Annotated in this window: 20 protein-coding genes; 10 read left to right on the top strand and 10 right to left on the bottom strand. The window is 34.7% G+C overall.

Translation table 11 applies throughout. From position 1 onward, the window contains the following. The first annotated feature begins 17 nt into the window (after positions 1-17). Entirely contained in the window at positions 18-2,660 is a 2,643-nt protein-coding gene (locus tag AABK36_RS08655; protein WP_309939493.1) for an MGH1-like glycoside hydrolase domain-containing protein, read from the top strand. A 62-nt stretch (positions 2,661-2,722) separates the two neighbouring features. On the opposite strand, the gene AABK36_RS08650 is transcribed toward AABK36_RS08655, so the two are convergent. The 3 genes from AABK36_RS08650 to AABK36_RS08640 are packed head-to-tail and all read right to left on the bottom strand — an operon-like array spanning position 2,723 to position 5,946. Further along, on the bottom strand, positions 2,723-3,670 hold the full coding sequence (locus tag AABK36_RS08650) for a deoxyhypusine synthase family protein (protein ID WP_374709123.1): 948 nt from the start codon (positions 3,668-3,670) through the stop codon (positions 2,723-2,725). A 22-nt stretch (positions 3,671-3,692) separates the two neighbouring features. Next, the gene (speB, locus tag AABK36_RS08645) at positions 3,693-4,547 is read right to left on the bottom strand and encodes an agmatinase (RefSeq protein ID WP_309939491.1); all 855 of its coding nucleotides are present in this window, start codon (positions 4,545-4,547) and stop codon (positions 3,693-3,695) included. After that, positions 4,537-5,946 carry a type III PLP-dependent enzyme domain-containing protein gene (locus AABK36_RS08640; protein ID WP_309939490.1) on the bottom strand — a complete coding sequence of 470 codons (1,410 nt, stop codon included), beginning with the start codon at positions 5,944-5,946 and terminating at the stop codon, positions 4,537-4,539. The genes speB and AABK36_RS08640 overlap by 11 nt, the downstream gene beginning before the upstream one ends. 274 nt (positions 5,947-6,220) lie before the next feature. On the opposite strand from AABK36_RS08640, the gene AABK36_RS08635 reads away from it, so the two are divergent. The 3 genes from AABK36_RS08635 to AABK36_RS08625 all read left to right on the top strand — a co-directional run bounded on the left by AABK36_RS08635 (position 6,221) and on the right by AABK36_RS08625 (position 8,313). After that, positions 6,221-7,540, top strand: coding sequence for an MATE family efflux transporter (locus AABK36_RS08635; protein ID WP_309939488.1), 1,320 nt, complete (start codon positions 6,221-6,223; stop codon positions 7,538-7,540). 105 nt (positions 7,541-7,645) lie between these two features. After that, entirely contained in the window at positions 7,646-8,053 is a 408-nt protein-coding gene (locus tag AABK36_RS08630; protein ID WP_309939487.1) for a hypothetical protein, read from the top strand. A 47-nt stretch (positions 8,054-8,100) separates the two neighbouring features. Next, the gene (locus tag AABK36_RS08625) at positions 8,101-8,313 is read left to right on the top strand and encodes a hypothetical protein (protein WP_309939485.1); all 213 of its coding nucleotides are present in this window, start codon (positions 8,101-8,103) and stop codon (positions 8,311-8,313) included. A gap of 37 nt (positions 8,314-8,350) precedes the next feature. Here AABK36_RS08625 and trpF read toward each other — a convergent pair whose 3' ends face one another. Continuing rightward, the gene (gene trpF / locus AABK36_RS08620; protein ID WP_309939484.1) at positions 8,351-8,986 is read right to left on the bottom strand and encodes a phosphoribosylanthranilate isomerase; all 636 of its coding nucleotides are present in this window, start codon (positions 8,984-8,986) and stop codon (positions 8,351-8,353) included. 290 nt (positions 8,987-9,276) lie between these two features. Between trpF and AABK36_RS08615 the strand changes: the two genes are divergently transcribed. From AABK36_RS08615 to AABK36_RS08600, 4 genes are all read left to right on the top strand, one after another. Then, entirely contained in the window at positions 9,277-9,597 is a 321-nt protein-coding gene (locus tag AABK36_RS08615) for a thioredoxin family protein (RefSeq protein WP_309939482.1), read from the top strand. A gap of 2 nt (positions 9,598-9,599) precedes the next feature. Beyond that, positions 9,600-9,842 (top strand): DUF6952 family protein, encoded by a 243-nt coding sequence (locus AABK36_RS08610; RefSeq protein WP_309939480.1) that lies wholly within the window; start codon positions 9,600-9,602, stop codon positions 9,840-9,842. A gap of 89 nt (positions 9,843-9,931) precedes the next feature. Continuing rightward, positions 9,932-10,696 (top strand): outer membrane lipoprotein-sorting protein, encoded by a 765-nt coding sequence (locus tag AABK36_RS08605; protein WP_309939477.1) that lies wholly within the window; start codon positions 9,932-9,934, stop codon positions 10,694-10,696. Between the two features lie 68 nt (positions 10,697-10,764). Next, complete coding sequence (locus AABK36_RS08600) at positions 10,765-11,076, top strand: hypothetical protein (RefSeq protein WP_309939476.1); 312 nt, start codon at positions 10,765-10,767, stop codon at positions 11,074-11,076. Here AABK36_RS08600 and AABK36_RS08595 read toward each other — a convergent pair. Next, complete coding sequence (locus AABK36_RS08595; RefSeq protein WP_309939474.1) at positions 11,073-11,573, bottom strand: SixA phosphatase family protein; 501 nt, start codon at positions 11,571-11,573, stop codon at positions 11,073-11,075. The genes AABK36_RS08600 and AABK36_RS08595 overlap by 4 nt on opposite strands. Before the next feature lie 79 nt (positions 11,574-11,652). On the opposite strand from AABK36_RS08595, the gene AABK36_RS08590 reads away from it, so the two are divergent. After that, positions 11,653-11,808 (top strand): hypothetical protein, encoded by a 156-nt coding sequence (locus AABK36_RS08590; protein ID WP_309939472.1) that lies wholly within the window; start codon positions 11,653-11,655, stop codon positions 11,806-11,808. Here the strand turns inward: AABK36_RS08590 and AABK36_RS08585 are convergent, their stop codons facing one another. Genes AABK36_RS08585 through tamL form a run of 4 tightly spaced genes read right to left on the bottom strand, consistent with a single transcriptional unit; the run spans position 11,809 to position 16,412 of the window. Beyond that, complete coding sequence (locus AABK36_RS08585) at positions 11,809-12,474, bottom strand: protein-L-isoaspartate(D-aspartate) O-methyltransferase (RefSeq protein WP_309939471.1); 666 nt, start codon at positions 12,472-12,474, stop codon at positions 11,809-11,811. After that, positions 12,471-13,058 (bottom strand): phosphatase PAP2 family protein, encoded by a 588-nt coding sequence (locus tag AABK36_RS08580; protein ID WP_309939469.1) that lies wholly within the window; start codon positions 13,056-13,058, stop codon positions 12,471-12,473. Before AABK36_RS08580 ends, AABK36_RS08585 begins: the two co-directional genes overlap by 4 nt. A 32-nt stretch (positions 13,059-13,090) precedes the next feature. Then, the gene (gene hemF, locus AABK36_RS08575) at positions 13,091-13,990 is read right to left on the bottom strand and encodes an oxygen-dependent coproporphyrinogen oxidase (RefSeq protein WP_309939468.1); all 900 of its coding nucleotides are present in this window, start codon (positions 13,988-13,990) and stop codon (positions 13,091-13,093) included. A 7-nt stretch (positions 13,991-13,997) separates the two neighbouring features. Then, positions 13,998-16,412, bottom strand: a complete 2,415-nt coding sequence (gene tamL / locus AABK36_RS08570) for a translocation and assembly module lipoprotein TamL (protein ID WP_309939467.1) — start codon at positions 16,410-16,412, stop codon at positions 13,998-14,000. Between the two features lie 15 nt (positions 16,413-16,427). On the opposite strand from tamL, the gene AABK36_RS08565 reads away from it, so the two are divergent. Next, positions 16,428-17,165 (top strand): TrmH family RNA methyltransferase, encoded by a 738-nt coding sequence (locus tag AABK36_RS08565; protein ID WP_309939466.1) that lies wholly within the window; start codon positions 16,428-16,430, stop codon positions 17,163-17,165. Here the strand turns inward: AABK36_RS08565 and AABK36_RS08560 are convergent. Next, positions 17,162-17,962: a queuosine precursor transporter gene (locus AABK36_RS08560; protein WP_309939465.1), complete on the bottom strand. Its 801-nt coding sequence runs from the start codon at positions 17,960-17,962 to the stop codon at positions 17,162-17,164. The genes AABK36_RS08565 and AABK36_RS08560 overlap by 4 nt on opposite strands. Positions 17,963-17,967: the final 5 nt, after the last annotated feature.

The following is a 17,967-nucleotide window of genomic DNA, read 5'->3' as shown; positions in this document are numbered from 1 at the left end:
TTTTAAAAACTAAATCAATGGAATCAGCTGAGCATAGAAGAATCAATGAAAAATATCAAGAATCTATTCCTTGGATGAAATGGGGCCCTTATTTAAGTGAAAGGCAGTGGGGAACAGTCCGAGAGGATTACAGTGATGATGGCAATGCATGGGATTATTTCCCACACGAGCATGCTCGTTCCAGAGCCTATAGATGGGGCGAAGATGGAATAGCCGGAATTTCAGACGAGCTGCAAAATCTATGTTTTTCATTGTGTGTTTGGAATCATAAAGACCCCATTTTGAAAGAAAGGTTATTCGGTCTAAATGGGCATGAAGGTAATCATGGAGAAGATGTGAAGGAGCTTTACTATTATCTAGAAAATACGCCCACACATTCATACATGAAATACCTTTATAAATATCCAATAGACGAATATCCTTACGCGGATTTGCTCAATACTAACCAATCCAGATCCAAGGATGATCCTGAATATGAATTACTAGACACCAATTGCTTCAAAGACAACAGATACTTTGATATCTTTGTAGAATACGCTAAAGCTGGACCTGATGATATTTTCATTAAAATCACTGTTGAAAACCGAAGTGATGTGGCTTCCTCATTAAGTTTACTGCCAACTATATGGTTTAGAAACAAATGGAGCTTTGGTAAAGAGATTGAAAAGCCGATAATTGAAAAAATTGATATTGTTGAAAATTGGGAAACTGTTGTTTGCAATCACCCTACTATTGGCGAATACAATTTTTATTACGATCAATGCGACTATGAATTATTCACTGAAAATGAAACTAATAATTTCAAAGTTTTTGGCATTGACAGTGATGCTTCATTCAAAAAGGATTATTTTCATGAACTGCTAGTTAACAACAAGCTTGATTCCTATAGTTCTCCAAATAAAGGAACAAAATTTTCCCCGCTCTACCAGATTAATCTGTCGGCAAAAGAATCCAAATCCTTTACATTTAGACTTTCAAAGAAAAGGTCTAATGACAACCCTTTTAAACATTTAGAAACGGTCTTCAAGGATAGAATCTCAGAAAAAGCTAATTTCTATAGTTCAATTTCTCCCGATGCATGCAATAAAGATATTAAAATGATTCAGGAGCAAGCCTACTCAGGCATGTTGTGGTCTAAGCAATTTTATCACATTGATATGGAAATATGGCTAAATGGCGATAAAGGCCAACCTCAACCTCCAAACAACAGACTAAATGGAAGAAACAAAAACTGGAGGACATTGAACAATGAAGATATTGTATCCATGCCTGATAAATGGGAGTACCCATGGTATGCTGCTTGGGACTTGGCTTTTCATTGTATTACCTTGGCTGAAGTCGACCCATCATTTGCCAAAGAACAGCTCATTTTAATAATGAGAGAATGGTATATGGCTCCAAATGGACAAATTCCAGCATATGAGTGGAATTTTAGCGATGTAAACCCTCCTGTTCATGCATGGGCTGCTTATAAAATTTATAAAATTGACTGTAAATTCAATAAGGAACCAGACATAAATTTTCTTAAGCGAATCTTTCAAAAGTTAATGCTCAACTTTACTTGGTGGGTTAACCGGAAAGACTCGCATGGGAAAAATGTCTTTGAAGGAGGCTTTCTGGGACTTGACAATATTGGTGTTTTTGATCGAAGTCAAGATTTACCTGATGGTGGAAAACTTGAACAAGCAGACGGAACAAGCTGGATGGCGATGTTTTCGTTGTATATGATGAAAATATCAATTGAAATATGCAAATTCGATCCATCATTTGAAGATGTTTCCACTAAATTTTTCGAACACTTTGTCTACATATCTGAGTCGATCAATCAATCTGGAAAAAATTGGACTGGCGCTTGGGATGAAGAAGACGGCTTATTCTATGACGTCCTTCAACTTCCAAATGATGAATACCTACCTATCAAAGTCCGCTCATTAGTTGGTCTGACCCCTCTTTTTGCAATTACTGTTATCACAAAAGAAGAACTTGAAACAATACCAGACTTCATGGTAAGACTCAAATGGTTTTATAATTACCGTAGAGAGCTAAATAAATACAGTGTCATTGATAATATTGACAACGACAATGGCATACTGTTTTCGATGGTAAATGAAGATCAGCTTAGAAAACTCATTAAAGTACTGCTAGACGAAACAGAGTTTTTAGCTCCTGGAGGAATAAGGTCTCTATCTAAAATCCATAAAGATGGGTATTCTATAAAAATTGGCAATCAAGATTTCAGTTTAAGTTACCAACCGGGCGAGTCAAACTCGGACTTATTCGGAGGCAACTCCAACTGGAGAGGTCCAATTTGGATGCCTATGAACTATCTTTTAATACACTCTTTAAGAGAATATCATACTTACTATAAGGACAATTTCAAAATGGAATTTCCAACGGGATCAAACAATTTCATGAACTTAGAGGAAATTGCAGATGAACTATCCAAGCGTTTAATATCCATCTTCCAAATAGACAATGAAGGGAAAAGACCTGTCAATGGTGATTATGATATTTACAAAGATGATCATTTCAAAAATTTGATTCTATTTCCAGAATATATGCATGGAGACACTTCAAGAGCGGTAGGTGCCTCTCATCAAACGGGCTGGACAGGACTGGTAGCCACACTAATAAATGAATGCAAGTGGAATAAAAAATAAACACATGAAAAAATAAAGCTCATAATAAGTATTCATTGAATGCTTATATGAGCTTTTATATTTTACAGACCTAATAAATAAGCGAATATCAAAGGGGCAACAATCGTTGCATCAGATTCAACTATAAACTTCGGAGTATCGGCATCTAATTTACCCCAAGTTATTTTTTCATTAGGAACAGCCCCTGAATATGATCCATAACTTGTAGTAGAATCGGAAATTTGGCAAAAGTATGACCAAAATGGCGTATCCGTTCTTTCCAGGTCTTGATACAACATTGGGACAACACAAATAGGGAAATCCCCAGCGATACCTCCACCTATCTGAAAGAATCCTAAACCTGACTTTTGCGTATTTTCCGTATACCAATCCGCTAGCCAAGTCATGTATTCAATACCCGACTTTACAGTACTTGTTTTGAGCTCTCCTTTTATACAATATGAAGCGAAAATATTCCCCATGGTTGAATCTTCCCAGCCAGGAACCACTATTGGCAAATTCTTTTCCGCTGCAGCCAACATCCAACTGTATTTAGGGTCTATCTCATAATACTGCTCAAGCACACCACTCAACAACAATTTGTACATGTACTCGTGTGGAAAATACCTTTCTCCATTGCTTTCTGCTGTTTTCCAAATATCATATACATGCTTTTGCAATCTTCTGAATGCTTCTTCCTCTGGTATGCAAGTATCAGTAACTCTATTTAGTCCTTGATCCAATAACTCTCGTTCTTGCTGAGGCGTCAAATCCCTGTACTCTGGAACTCTTCTATAAAAAGTATGCGCCACTAAATTCATTATATCCTCCTCTAGATTCGCTCCAGTGCAAGAAATAATTTGAACTTTATCTTGCCTAATCATCTCAGCAAGAGATTTTCCTAATTCAGCCGTACTCATAGCCCCCGCTAGAGTTATCATCATCTTATTGCCTTGATTAAGCTGGTCTTCATACCCTTTAGCAGCATCAACCAATGCCGCAGAATTAAAATGCTTGAAGTTTTCAAGCATAAACTGTGAAATTTTTCCTTTTTCAGACATTGTATTTATATGACAAGAGTTTATAATATAATTTCGCAACCAAGAAATCCGGTGCTTTCAAAGATTGAATTGGAGCAAACTCAACAATATCAAATCCGACAACATTTTTCTGTTGAAACACCAACTTCAAATATTGAATCGTTGTATTCCAATCCATGCCTCCCGGCTCAGGTGTTCCAGTGGAAGGCATTATTGATGGATCAAATACATCCAAGTCTATAGAAAGATAAACATCCTCTCCTAGCAAGTCCAAAGATTTGTTTACCCAATCAGTATTACCATACATTTCTTCAGCAAAGAAGCATTTTTCTCGGTTCAAATACGCTAATTCACTTGTGTCCATGCTTCTGATACCAACTTGCACCAAATTATTTGTTCTACTGATCTTATGCATAGCACAAGCATGGTTATACTCCGAACCATTATAAGACTTTCTCAAGTCAGTATGCGCGTCAAGTTGAAGCACACTCATATCAGGAAACTTCTCCCTATATGCCTCCATGATCCCAATACTAACCGAATGTTCACCGCCAAAAAATGTCAGAAATTTATTCTGCTCCAGCAAATGCTTAGTCTGCCTATATACTGTTTCAAATACAGCCTCGGGACTTTCACTTTCACTAATCTCAGGCAATATACTCACGCCCTTTTTATATACTTCAGAATTGGTTTCAATATCATACAATTCCATATTTTCAGAAGCCTCTAAAAAAGACTCAAAACCAAGGTCAGCGCCTTTCCCCCAAGTACTAGTTCCATCATATGGAATAGATTGCAGTAAAATGGAAGCTGTTTCAAATTCACCAAATGAATCTTCAACACCTAGATATGTTCTCTTATTTTTCATTATAACCTAGAATATTAAACATCTCATTAACAGATTGCTCTTCTCTGTAAACTGTATCAACAATATTCCCCATTTCATCCCGATCGATTATCACATGCTTTGGGGATGGTATCAAACAATGCTTAATACCTCCATAACCACTTACAGAATCTTGATAAGCTCCAGTATGAAAAAAGCCAATGTATAACGGTTCTTTATCCTTTTTACTATATGTTGGCAATAAAACTTCTTGATTAAAATCTTCAGAATTATAATAATCAGAATGATCGCAGCTAATTCCGCCTATATTTACTCTGCAATAGGGTTTATCCCATTTATTTATCGGCAACAAAATAAATTTTTCTTGAATAGACCATGCGTCAGGAATAGTGTTCATCAGGCTGTTATTGATAATATACCAAAGCTCTGTATCATTCTGTTTTTTCTGTTCCAAAACCTGAAAAATGATTGCACCCGCTTCACCGACAGTATATTTGCCAAACTCAGTAAAAATATTAGGCTCTAATACATTTTCTGACGAACATGTATCCTTAATATTTTTAATAATCTCATTGATCATGTATTCATAATTATACTCAAAGCCTAAATGGTTTCTAATCGGAAACCCTCCTCCAAGATTAAATGAATCCAAATCTTTGCATTCCTTCTTCAATTCGACATATACATTCAAGGCTCTTTGAAACTCCCCCCAATAATAAGGCGTATCCTTAATCCCTGAGTCAACAAAAAAGTGCAACATCTTCAATTCCACTTTATTGTTATCAAGTATTTTGTCTTTAAACAAGTTTAATATTTCACTATGAGGAATTCCAAGCCTAGATGTGTAATAAGCGGACTGAGCTTCTTCGTTGATAGCCATTCTCAAACCAATTTTCAGCTTTTGCTTGGTCCTCAACTTTGAGATTCTATCAATTTCATTTGGACTATCCAATACGATAATCGAATTATGAAAGCCAAATTCCTTCAAATGAATAATCTTGCGAAGATACTCGTCAGTTTTATATCCGTTATGTATCACCATACGATCTTTATCCAACTTGCCTTTCTTGTGCAAATCCAAAATCAAATCAATATCGAATGATGAAGACGTCTCAATCTCAACATCTTGCTTTAAAGCTTCATTGACGACATGATAAAAGTGATTGCACTTGGTCACATAACAATACTTATAACTACCTTTATAAGCATTATTCTTAATCGCTCTATTAAATAGATTTCTGGCTTTTTTTATTTGATCGCCAATTTTTGGCAAATAAATAAATCGGAAAGGTGTTCCATGCTTGTCAATCAAATGCTTCAATGACACGCCGTGAAAGGTTAAATAATTATCTCTTAAATCAAACCCTTCCTGAGGAAAGTAATAACTTTGCTCAATTAAATCAAAGTAAGAATTTTTCATTAATTTAAATCAAAAAGCAATATTTACAATCCAATTCAACATTAATTTGAAATGAATTCAAAATGAAGAAATGGCTTTTATTTATACTAATCTCAATGAACTTAGAAAGTTTAATTTCTGCTGAAAGTTACTTTAAATTTGCATATAAAAAAATATGATTATGCCAATTTGAGATTACTTTTCTTCTTAAAAATAAAAGCGATATTTTATTGAATATCTAAAAAGTAAATTGAATTGAAAATTCCATCAAAATTACCCCAAACACTTGCACTTTATGAACAAACAGATACTTAAACTAGCCATCCCTAATATCATCAGCAATATAAGTATTCCACTACTGGGCTTAGTTGACATTGCTCTTCTCGGACGGCTAGATTCTGAAATATACCTAGCCGCTGTAGCGCTCGGCACAACTATTTTCAACATACTATATTGGAGTTTTGGTTTTTTAAGAATGGGTACTACAGGCTTAACCGCACAAGCTTTTGGTGCCAGTAATTTCCAAGAGCAACAAGCGCTTCTAATTAGATCCATATTCCTTGCAATTGCTATTGGCTTGTCTTTGATTTTATTTCAAAAGCCTATTGAAAGCATTGCTTTCAACTTATTGGAAGGCGATCAATCCATTCACAATGTTGCTAAGTCATATTTCTTGATCCGAATTTACGCTGCTCCTGCCACAATTGCTCTATACAGTTTGCAAGGTTGGTTCATTGGCATGCAAAATACCAAATACCCCATGCTGATTACACTTACCAGCAACATCCTGAATATTGCTTTCAGCGCCCTCTTTATTTACTACTATAAAATGAATGCCGACGGAGCAGCGCTTGGAACGTTGATTGCTCAATATTTTTCCTTGATATTGGGAATATTCCTTCTCAAGAATAAATACAGCACGCACTTAAAATCCATCCCTAACACTGCAAAGCTTTTAAACAAAAAAGAATTATCCATTTTCTTTAAAATAAATAAGGACATATTTTTAAGAACACTCTGCTTAATCGCCGTATTCACTTTCTTTACCTCCAAATCAGCTTATTATGGGAGTATCGCCTTGGCTGGAAATACCATTCTTCTACAGTTCACTTACTTTTTCTCTTATTTGATCGATGGACTTGCCTATGCCGCAGAAGCATTGACGGGAAAATATCTAGGAGCCAACGACCATAAAAATTTGACGAGATCAATCAAGAAATTATTTGCTTGGGGTTTTGTTTTATCCTTATCCTTCAGTCTTATTTATTTTATCGCAGGCAACTCGATCATCAACTTGCTTACCACAAATAAGCTAGTCATTGATTATAGCCAAGATTTTTTAATTTGGGTTATGCTCATTCCATTGATCTCCTACCCTTCTTATCTATGGGATGGCATTTATATCGGGATGACAGCCAGCAAAGAAATGCTGACTTCTATGTTTTTTTCATCATTCATAGTCTTCTTCCCGCTTTACTTTTTAACCACAGATTATTTAGATGCACATTCACTATGGTTGAGTTTTACCGCATTTTTATTAGCAAGAGGCTTATACCAAACAATTCTATACCAAAGAAGCATTTCTAAAAAACAAAATATGGTTTCAGTAAAATAGATGAAAATTTAATTAGGCATTTTCAAAACATTTCATTTTTCCTGTTCATTATTATTAAAATTTTCATTAATATGAAGGATAAACCTAAAACAAACACTAATGCCTATGAGAAACCTCGACACGATAGTAATCATCGATGATGATCCTTTACATAACTATATTTTAAAAAGAAAACTAGAATACTCCAATCGAGCTAAATCAGTTCTATGCTTTGAAACGGCTTCTGATTTTTCACATTGGCTGGATAAAGAGAAAAATTCGGCTAATATGATTTTCGCCAATATGGACAACTTCGATTCATGTCCTAAAAAATTCATTGAAGAATGTTGTAAACTGAAAGCAAAAATCTTTCAACACACTCCATTATTTCAAATCAGCGACAATGCCATTAATGAAGCTAAAGTGCTGAATTACGGGATCTCAGAAGTGAATTATTACTATCAAAAGCCAATCAATGAAAATAATTTGAATGACATATTCAATAAATTTGCTGCTATGACAAAAGCTTCATAAACAATTGGCTTTAAAGAGGGTTCTCTTATTAAAGCAAAAATGTTTCTATGAAGTTCAATTTGAAAAAAAACAAAAAATCCGCCAATCTACTATGGGGAAAACAAGAGTATAACGGAATCTTTCGATCTTTGGAATACGACAAACAAATCGACATTAACAATCGAAAGAAAAAAAGATCCTTCATCAAGGAATTTGTTACTCATTTTATCAGCGGCGCATTTTTGAAAAATCAAGAAAAGACACATACTTTTAAACAATAAAAGCTCCTAATGGAGCTTTTTTTTACAGAAAATATGTTTACTTTTCCCAGTCTTCAACCTCTATCGCCTCTAAAATATCAGCCATTTCATCAAAATCCTTAAATCCAGGCTTGATTTCCTCTCCTCCTTTCAAAGTTATCCCTTGCAAAGAAGTGGAATCCAATAATTCATTTACATTATCAGCGGAGATACCAGCTCCCAACAATATTGGAAAATCATTAGCCAAAGACAATACCTTTTCTTTAAGACTATCACTTAGCTCATCTTTCTCACTTTCAAAAATAAACAAGCTTGTGAATGGTTTTGCCATTTCCATGCTTTCCACTAAAACATCAAAATCACCCAAACTATCAAGACTAACTTTGCAAAGAACCTCATATCTCAATCTTTCGTTGATTTCCTCCGCTAGGTTTAAATCAGAAACTTGAACTACCTGAGCGTCATACTTTGTTAGAATCTCTTCAATAGCATTTATATCGCTATTCTCAATCTCGGCGACAATCTTAACCCCTGAAAGCCATTCAACAATATCCTTATAGTCCTCTGGAGATATGTAATTGCTATGCGTTGCTTCCACATTAAAACCAATCATATCGACCAACATGCCCGCACAATATCTTGCGTCACTTAAATTATTTACATTGCTTATTTTGACTATCTTTTTTAAGGCCATTTTTATAAAATATATTAAACAATTAATGCTTATTTCAAATCATCACTAAAGATGATAAATCTTATTCTTAAACTAGTCGCAAATAACAAAATATCTTGAACCCAAAAAAATATATACAGCCTAATAATATCAAGATATAGTCTTCATCAATACTTCAATAAAGAAATGAAATAAAAAATAAACGTCTAAAATTCGAGCAATTCCGTTTAAAAAAATAAATTTACATCGTTGGTAAAATTTTAAACTACCACATTAATTTTAAAAAGTATTCAACACAATCAATAAATCAAATGGCAGTAATTCAAGCAACAGATTCAGATTTTGAACAAGTATTAAAAGACAATGACAAAGTTATTGTGAAATTTTTTGCTGGTTGGTGCGGGAGCTGTAGGTTATTCGCTCCTAAATTCAAAAGATTATCTAATGACGATAAATATGAAGGAGTTTCATTTATAGATATCAATGCAGAGCAAAACCCGGAATCAAGAAAGAGCGCTGGCGTTAATAATTTGCCATATTTTGCTATTTACAAAAACGGAGAGCTGATTGAAGGCATTTCAAGCAGCAAAGAAGACTCTGTCGTCGAGCTTATTGAAAAACTAAACTCATAATCATGCATATACCTTCTATTAAGAAAATTGTTGAAGAGTACACTCTAGAAGAGCTAAAAGCCGCTGAACAGGCTTTTGAAAATGGAGAAGATCTAAGCATCGAAGTTCCTGGAAATGATGAAGGCGAACAATTCACGCATATCATTGCCGGGGTAAGCATATTGGAAGACATGCAAAATAATAAGACAGACTTCAAAACAGCGCTAAGAGCTTACACTCAAAAAGTCAGAAATTCCATCAATTAAATAATAAACGCCATCATTTCATATTGATGGCGTTTTCAACAACATTATAAGCAAACACGAGGTTCATAGCATAACTAAACACTATGACTATGAAGCACCTTGGACTTTGCTTGATTGCTATTCTATCTTTATTTTCCTCTCAAAAAGTATTTTCTCAACAGCCTAGCGCTCAAGAGATCATCAATAACGCCTACAAACTTACATTGGGAGACAAGTCTCACATAGTCGCCAATATGACTATTATTAGACCTGATACAACCAAACATCTTGCTTTTGAAGGTTGGTATGAAGATGAAGAAAATGCTCTCATCTATATTAAAGAACCCGCAAGCGAAGCTGGAACGAGATTTTTGAAAGTGCAAGACAGCATATGGGAGTTCCATCAAAAATTATTTCAACTAAAAAGCATAGACTCTAGAGACTACAACAACTCTTGGATGGGCTCTGATTTCAGTTTCAATGACATATTAAAAAACAACAACCTCCGGTTCAATTATACTTTCACATTTTTGGAAAATGTTCAATATCTAGGTTTCGATTGTTATCAAATCAAATTAGACCCCAAACCAGAAATCTTCAGTGTCTGGACTTCTGTTATAATGTATATTTCTACTCAAGAAAATATGATCTTAAGCGCTAAGTTTTATAAATGGGATGGGCAACCGATTAAAGAACTCAATGTGTTAAGCGTGGAAGATTTCGATTTTCGCACGCTCCCACAAAAAATAGAAATGGTCAACATGGAGAAAAAAGGCTTCAAATCAATTTTATCATTGGAAAGCGTTCGTTTTCACGATATACGATTTAAGAAGGATTTCTTCACCGTTAAATCCTTTGAAAAATTTATTCCTTAATAATTTTATGAAATCATTTTCTCTCTAAATTTGATTTGCGGATATTAGCGAAAAATTAAATCATCGATATGCAAGAAAATAGATTTCTCATTGCAGAGAACCCATTGGCTGGAATTAATGCGAATACTTACCTTATCCATAATGAAGATCCTTTTATCATGGCGCAAGCCTTCGTTTTGGATAAAGAAGATAAAGATACTATCGAAGAACTTTCTCAAGCATTCGAATTCAACCAAGAAATATCCTATGGAGATGAACACATTTTCTTGGGTATTGAATTTATGGCGATGGAAAATATAGAAGAAAACCAAGAACTGATTAATCAGATCTTAACAGATATGATTGACTGGTATTGCGAAGTGCTTGACGCACAAAATTAAATTACTTCTTTTGCTTTGGGGTAACTAAACCAAAAACGTTTCCCCATTCCAAATTTCACATTTTCCCAATCGCCATCAATTTCCGCCACAAAGATTCCGCTTGTTGGCACATTATCTAGAGACTCATTGGAAAGATGGTTGACAAATTCAGTTAAACCTGGATTATGGCCTACTATGACAACATTTTGACACTTTTCTGGTAAACATTGAATAACAGATAGAATCTGATAGATATCCGCTAAATAGAGACTTCTTACAACATTAATATTATCAGAATCAAAACCTACTGATGACGCCATTTCCTTAGCCGTATCAAAAGCTCTGACAGCATTGCTGCTTATAATCAAGTCTGGTTGCAAACCTAGTGTTTTAAATACTGACGCCATATAAGGCACATCAGCTTTCCCCCTTTTGTTCAAAGGTCTTTCATAATCTTCTAGATAATCATTTTTCCAGCTCGATTTCCCATGCCTCATTAATATCAATTTTTTAGTCATCTATATTGAAATTTTAAGTGCGGATAAAATTTAATAATGAATTCAACATGTATTGCCAAAATTTGTTTAATTTTGCGACATGATAAAAGACAAAAATAAAGTCAAAAAACTAGCTATAGGAAAAAAATCATATAGCTTTATCAGATTAGAGGGGACAGATGTTGATCTTTTTGTCTTCGATAAAGCCAATGCTGAAAAGCTAAATACTGAAAAATTCAACACAAGAATGAGGTGATCAATTTATTGACCACCCTTCTTTTCCTACCAAAGGCACAAAAGCGTATTTTCCAAATTCCTCTTTCTTCAACTCTCCATTGCAATAAGTAATCCGTGTCATTACTTGCTGTGTCAAATCTCCCACTGGAATCACCAATTTACCATTTCGATTATTAAGCTGATTAACTAAAGTATTCGTAATACTAGGTGCCGCAGCAGTAACTAATATAGAATCAAAAGGAGCCAAACTATTGAAAGGCAGTGTGCCATCCCCAACATAGCACTTCACATTAGCATATCCCATGACTTCAAGCAAATGCGATGCTTTTTCAGCCAGTGATTTTCTAACTTCAACAGTATGAACTTCAGCCTGCAATTCAGCTAATATACTTGCTTGATACCCTGAACCTGTTCCTATCTCAAGCACTCGATCACCAGGCTTTATATTCAAAAGCGAAGTTTGAAAGGCAACAGTGCTTGGTTGAGATATCGTTTGATCCTCTCCTATTGGGAAAGGCTTATTTTCATAAGCATGTTCTTCAAATGCTTTTTCAAAAAAATAATGCCTTGGTACTTTATTCAAAGCCTCTAAGACTTTTTGGTCATGAAAACCTAGCTTTTCAATTTCCATGACCATTCTTCTCCTCTGACCTTTTGTCTTATATGTATCCCTCAAGTTTCTCACTTCAATACTTTATCATCTATTTTAAGTTTTTTTGAAGTATATACTACAAAATAACTTCCAATTAAGCCTGAGATCACACCTATCAAGCCACCGACTATAATGTCCAATGGATAATGTACACCCACATAAATCCTGCTGTATGAAACAATTGCCGCCCATAAAAACAGCCAACCCATCCATTTCAATTGTTTGTGAGTTCTAACATAAAGAAATGTGGCTAAACCAAATGTATTTGCCGCATGGGAAGAAGCGAATCCATAACGACCTCCACAACCTTTCACAAGATGAACTAAATCTTTTATTTCCGGATCATGACAAGGTCTGAATCTCTCGAAAAAAGGCTTCATAAAGCCTGAAGTTGTTTGATCCGCAAGCAAAATAACTAGCCCTACACCTAAGAAAATCAGCCACGAATGTTTTCTATATTTATAATAAACAAAACCAACCAAGATCAAATAAAAAGGGATCCAAGTCTTTGATGCTGTAATTGTCTGCATAATGGGATCTAGAAAGTCAACATGCTTTCCATTGAGATATAAAAATAATTCTTTATCCCATTGAATTACTTTTTCCAAAAATGTCATTTTCAAATATTAAATTAAGTGTGTATAATACCTTATTGATTCAGCCAATTGATTCCTTTTTTCAACAAATTAAGTGTCTTCTCTTCTTCAGAACCTTTTTCCACATCAAAGCAATATTCCCATTGAGCTTCAGGTGGCATGCTCATTAATATTGACTCTGTTCTACCGTTTGTATCCAAACCAAACTTAGTTCCTTTGTCATATACCAAATTGAATTCAACATATCTGCCTCTTCTTACTTTTTGCCATTTCTCATGCGCACTATTAAATGCCAATGACTTGTTTTTATTCATCAGTTCTGTATAAATCGGAGCGAATTGATTACCAACATCCAAAACAAAGTTGAAAATATCAGTTTTGGTTTTCTCTGATGTTTCTGATAATCGATCAAAGAAGATCCCCCCAATACCTCTTGTTTCTTGACGATGCGGAATATAAAAATAATCATCCGCCCAAGTCTTAAACTTGCTATAATATGAAGCATAATGTCTATCACAGACATTCTTTAAACTATTATGAAAGAATGTCGCATCTGTTTCATCGATATAATGCGGAGTCAAATCAATACCTCCTCCAAACCAAAAAATTCCATTTGACATTTCAAAGTATCGAACATTCATATGAATGATCGGCACCATAGGACTCTTTGGATGAATTACTATTGAAACGCCCGTAGCAAAGAAATCTGATTCAGAAAGGCCTAAAGCTGCTAAAATTTTCTCGGGTGTTTTACCATGCACAGCAGAAAAATTCACTCCACCTTTTTCAATTACATTTCCATCCTTGATAATTCTAGTTCTACCGCCTCCGCCATTATTTTCTCTTTCCCAAAGGTCTTGTTTAAACACCCCTTTTCCATCTGCTTTTTCTAATTCATTACAAATGTCATCTTGCAACTTTTCAAATGCTTTTTGTATTGTATTTTTATCCATAAATCTTCTAAAAAGAATATCCTATTCCAAAAAAGGCTTGTGAATTACTTCCCATTCCAATTAAGTCTTTACCTGTTAATCTATTTATCACCCAACTATTCCCAGAAGAACGTGACGGGTCATAAATTTTCATTCCCACACCAACGTTCAACGTGATATAAGTCAAGTCAAAACTCAAATAATATCCTGAGGCAACTGCAAACTCTTTGTAAAAACGATCAAATTTAAAATCTCCTCCTTCCATTCCTTCGACTTCATAGAAGTTCCAAATATTTCCTATATCAGAAAATAATGAAAAGCTAATTCTACCAAACACATGCTGCCTTAGCTCCAACACTCCCATCAGCTGGATATCTCCTCTTGAAAATATATACTCTGAAGATAAACTATCAGGCTTAGTATATGATCCAGGGCCTACATCTCCATACCTCCAAGCCCTCATGGTGTTACTTCCACCTAATATAAAATATCGATCCAATGGCAAAAGCTTATCTTTACCATAAGGATAGGCCACTCCTATATTGACACGAGCCGCTAAAGTCGTATTCTCTGATAAACTTGTGTATTTTCTAAAATCAACAACACCTTTCATAAACTGATATTGCTGCAAATTTTGGTTCTCCAAGAAGTCTTTTCCAAACAAATTCAAAACTGTTCCCCCAAGCTCTCCAAACACTTTCAGATAAGCTCCCTTGGTGAACTTAACCGGATCCAAATTAAATCTAAAAACAGAAGAAAAGCTTGTGCTTGTAACTATTGAGGGTTGATAAAGATAATAACTGTTGTCTCCTTTTTTGATTTGCTCTATCAAGTAGCTTTCATAGTCCGCATCCAATACAGAATTTATATAACTAATATTTGCCAGTCCCAATCTAAACTGAGTATTGTTTAGATTTTGCCAAGAATAATCCATAGACATACTGCTTGTGCTTCTATCATATAGCGAAGGATGCTTGGAATTTGAATAGCCTAATGCCAATGTTGTTTTGGGGTTATACTTTCCGATTTCTTCTTTAAAAAGCCTATTTGCTGGAAGCAAAAATCTTGGCAATACTAAGGCCGCTCTAACGCTTAAATCCCTACTTTGCTCAAGTTTGGACGCATCTGTTGTAACTACACCCTCAAACCCCCACTTCAAACTCAAGTCCAGCCATTCAAAACCTTTGAAAATGTTACGATTTCTCAAACCAAAATTCACAAATGGGCCAGGAAGGGTTTCAGTCATTTCCAACCCGACCTCGCTACTAAGCTGGTATTTTTCTAATGGGCTTGTATGTATATTGGCAACAAGCTGATTGCCTAATGTATCGTAATTAATATTAATAAACTTAAAAGCATCCAAATTTGAAAGTTGCCTCTGAGTTTGAAGAGTATTGCTTCTACTATAATATTTCCCCGCTTTCAGGAAGGTTCTATCTCTTAGAATTGGCTTTGAAAATTCATCAGAATAATATTTGAAAGTAACTCCATCATACGATTCTTCACTTCTTGGCAAGCCCGTATAGTTTTTATGAATATCCGTTACGAAATTGACTTTCGAGACTTTGTACCTTTTATGCTCCTCAGTATCATTTGGGTTTGAGATATGCAATTCAATAAACGCCTTGTTATCATTTAGCGTCGTATCGACCATAAAATAAATATAATCCTTGTTCAAACCATAATAACCATTATCCAACAGTAGATTGTACACTCTGTTCCTCTCCATTACAAGGATATCTTGATCATATCTTTGTCCTTTTCGCAACAAAGCTTTCTTCAAGCTTTCATTGACCAAGTTCATTATTGAAGAGTCTTGAGCATTGTAAACAAGAGAATCAATGGTATACGCTGTTCCTTCCTTAATACGATATAAAATCTCTGATGCCTTGCCTTCATTAATAATCTCATGGGAGACATCAGCGTTGAAGTAACCATTGGTATTGAGAAACAAAGTCATTTGTTTTTTAGATCTATTAATTTTAGAGCTATCCAATATAGCCAATGGCTCACCAATAGACATGAAAAAATTACCGTCTTTCAGTTTCTTATCTATATCCGCTAATTTTTTATTTTTTTTCTTTAATAAACGTTTTGATTTTTTTTCTTTATTAAAATTCTTTGCAATTGCATTATCATACTTTAGAGTTAGCTTTTCCCTCTTTTTTATAAATTTCAGAGTATCATAATGATTTAACCCTGTCTGATAAAAAAACACATAAGGACTAAAACCTGGGAACAAAAACTTTTTGTTCGGTTTTTGATAAGCTAAGCCTAAAACATCGCTATCTCCAATTGCACCTTGAATCTTTTTTTTCTCGCTTTGAAATTCAACACTATGATTTTTTAGTAAATATTCATCATCTTTGAGGTAGCGTGTGCTTATGCATGAACTAAGTGCCAAAGCCAACAACAATACCAATATATAAATCAATCTACCCAAGATAATAACACTTAAATGATTAGTCGAAATCTAGCCAAATACATTAAATCCCTGCAAATAAAGAAATACCGTAAAGAGACGCAATCTTTTTTTGTCGAAGGAGCTAAAAACGTAATTGAGCTTATCAATAGCGAATATGAAATTACTCATTTATGTTGTACAGAAGAGTTCCTAGAACAACACAAAACAGAAATAAAACTTCAACAAATTAATCATTTTATAGCGAAAGAAAAAGACCTTGTTCAAATAGGAACATTTAAAAACAATAATGCAGCGCTTGCAGTAGCGAAAATTACTGAAACTCCCATTAAACTTGATAAAAAGCAACTATATCTAGCATTGGATGACGTCAGAGATCCAGGGAATATGGGAACAATTATTAGAATTGCCGATTGGTATGGAATAAAAAATATCATTGCTTCTCAAACCTGTGCTGATTTATACAATCCAAAAGTACTCAATGCAAGCATGGGCTCTTTCATCAGAGTTAATGTAGAATACGCAAACCTCTCAGAAAAATTACAAGGCTTGGACATGCCTATTTATGGTGCTTTGCTTGAAGGTGCAAATATTCATAAGAAAACACTGGAGCCTAGAGGTGTAATATTAATGGGTAACGAATCAAATGGAATTAGCCAAGAAAATCTAGCCCTTGTAAACAGCCCAATCACAATACCTAATTTTGGAGGAGCTGAATCTTTAAATGTTGCGATCGCCACTGCTGTGATTTGCGACAATTTCAGAAGATATTAATTCTTAGTTTCATTTTCAAAAAAAGGCTTCTTGACAATATTGAAAACCATACTGGAAGCCTCTTTTTTGCCTAAATACGAATCTATCATTGAGTGCGCAATATATAGTAATGGCGTTAGTATAATCGCCACAGCAAATTTGTATATATAATTGATAATGCCAACCGAAACAATCATATCCATAGACCAAGTTCCAAAAACATAAAACGCAATATATAGCACAACAAAACTATCAATCAGTTGGGACACTAAAGTCGATCCCGTTGCTCGCAACCAAATGTATTTATTCTTTGTCAATCTTCTCAAGTAATGAAATACAAGAGCGTCAATTAGTTGCCCTATTAAAAATGCGCAAATCGATCCAATGATAATTCCGAGACCTTGCCTAAATATCATCTTGAATGCATAATCGATATTGAATTTATTACCCGAAGGGTCCGAGTCGTTTACATCGATCCAAAAATCAGCCGGAGGCAATTCAGTGACAACATAAATTATCCCAAAAGCATATATTATCATTCCAACGGTAAGAAAGCTGATTTTTCTAACACCCTCCTTTCCAAAATATTCATTGATAATATCAGTCGTAACAAAAACAACAGGCCACAAAACAGCACCTGCGGACAGATTAAAATCAAGCACTAAATCTTCAAGCAACTTTAAATTAGCGGGATTGGTTCCAAGAGTTTTTTCAGCTGAAAAAATTTTAACACCAATCATCTCAGCGATAATGGCATTAGTTAAAAATATAGCTCCTAAAACTAAAAAAACTCTCTGTTTCTTTGCATCTAAACTCATGGCAT

Source organism: Aureibacter tunicatorum, assembly GCF_036492635.1.
Classification (GTDB): domain Bacteria; phylum Bacteroidota; class Bacteroidia; order Cytophagales; family Cyclobacteriaceae; genus Aureibacter; species Aureibacter tunicatorum.
This window is presented reverse-complemented; position numbering and strand designations above follow the sequence as displayed.